Annotated in this window: 3 protein-coding genes; 2 read left to right on the top strand and 1 reads right to left on the bottom strand. The window is 65.3% G+C overall.

The window, feature by feature from the left end; translation table 11 throughout:
* The coding region (locus VGQ94_04105) for an adenylosuccinate lyase (GenBank protein HEV2021688.1) at nt 1-416 on the top strand (416 nt) is incomplete at its 5' end.
* 70 nt (nt 417-486) lie between these two features.
* Here the strand turns inward: VGQ94_04105 and larB are convergent.
* Complete coding sequence (gene larB / locus VGQ94_04100; GenBank protein ID HEV2021687.1) at nt 487-1,233, bottom strand: nickel pincer cofactor biosynthesis protein LarB; 747 nt, start codon at nt 1,231-1,233, stop codon at nt 487-489.
* 41 nt (nt 1,234-1,274) lie between these two features.
* On the opposite strand from larB, the gene VGQ94_04095 reads away from it, so the two are divergent.
* Nucleotides 1,275-1,509 (top strand): hypothetical protein (locus VGQ94_04095; protein HEV2021686.1); only part of this gene is annotated, 235 nt, incomplete at its 3' end.

Raw genomic sequence — 1,509 nt, 5'->3', positions numbered from 1 at the left:
ACTCATCGGTCGAGCGCGTCATCCTGCCCGACTCCACCATCTTGCTCGATTACATGCTGAACCGCGCTGCCAACCTGATTGACACGCTGCTGGTCTATCCCAAGCGCATGCGCGCCAACCTCGAGAGCACAGGCGGACTGGTGTTCAGCGGGCAGCTACTTCTGGATTTGGCCGAGGCCGGCATGTCGCGCGAGGACGCCTACCGCCTGGTGCAGAAGCACGCCATGCGCGCCTGGAAGGGTGGGGAGTGCTTCCACGATCTCGTGCTCAAGGACAAGCAGATCACGAAGCGCCTCTCCCGCAAGCAGCTCGACCGCGCCTTCGAGCTCAAGCGCCAGTTGCGAAATGTGGACAAGATCTTCGCACGGGTCTTTCCTGCGCAGTCCCCTAGCCGGAAATCCAGAAGAAATAAATAGGACGGGCTGAGCAGGTCACGGAAGGCCATTTCCTCCTCCGTGTCTCCGTGTCTCCGTGGTGAAAACTGACCTACAGCCGGTTGATCATCGAGGCCACGTAGCCCGCGCCGAAGCCGTTATCAATGTTGACCACGCTGACGTTCGAGGCGCAGGAGTTCAGCATCCCCAGCAGCGCCGCCAATCCTTTGAAGGACGCTCCGTAACCGACGCTCGTGGGCACGGCGATGACGGGGACGCGCAGCAGCCCGCCCACCACGCTGGGCAGTGCGCCCTCCATGCCGGCGCAGACGATGACCACGCGCGCCTCGGTCAGCGCAGCGCGGTGGGCCAGCAGCCGATGGATTCCGGCGACGCCGACGTCGTACAGGTGCTCGACGTCGTTGCCCATGACCTCGGCGGTGACCACGGCTTCTTCCGCCACCGGGATGTCGCTGGTCCCGGCCGAAACGACGGCGATGGTTCCCTTTCCATAATTCTTGCGGTCGCGCTGGAGGACGATGGCCCGCGCCAGCTCGCGGTATTCCGCCCGACGCACCGACTTGCGCACCGCAGCGAAGTGCTGGTGCGTGGCCCGCGTCGCCAGGACGTTCCCGCCCGCCTTGGCCAGCCGCGCGAAGATGGACGCAACCTGACGCGGCGTCTTGCCTTCGGCCAGCACCACCTCTGGCATCCCGGCGCGCAGACGGCGATGGTGGTCCACCTTGGCGAAGCCCAGGTCTTCGAAGGGCATATGCCGCAGGCGGGCGACCGCCTCGTCGGCCGAGAGCTTCCCCCGGCGGACTTGCTCGAAGAGTTTGCGCAGCGATTCTGGGGTCATGCGAGCACTCAGCTTACCATCGTGTCTCGTAGAGACGTTGCATGCAACGTCTCTACAATGCGATAACTATCACCCCTATGCCCACGCCTCGCACCCTGACCGTGGCCACCACCGGCGCCAGCGGCGCCGAGTTCTGCCGCCGGCTGCTGCTGGCGCTGGAGCGCGACCGGCGGGTGAAGACGGTGAACTTCATCGCCTCCGATAACGCCCTGCGCGTGCTGGCCGAGGAGGTCACGCTCCGAGGGCGGAGCGATCTGGTGGCGCAACTGCTGGGCA

The organism is Terriglobales bacterium (assembly GCA_035937135.1).
Classification (GTDB): Bacteria; Acidobacteriota; Terriglobia; order Terriglobales; family Acidobacteriaceae; genus DASYVL01.
The sequence above is the reverse complement of the archived record's forward strand: the minus strand, read 5'-3'. Positions and strand labels throughout refer to the sequence as shown.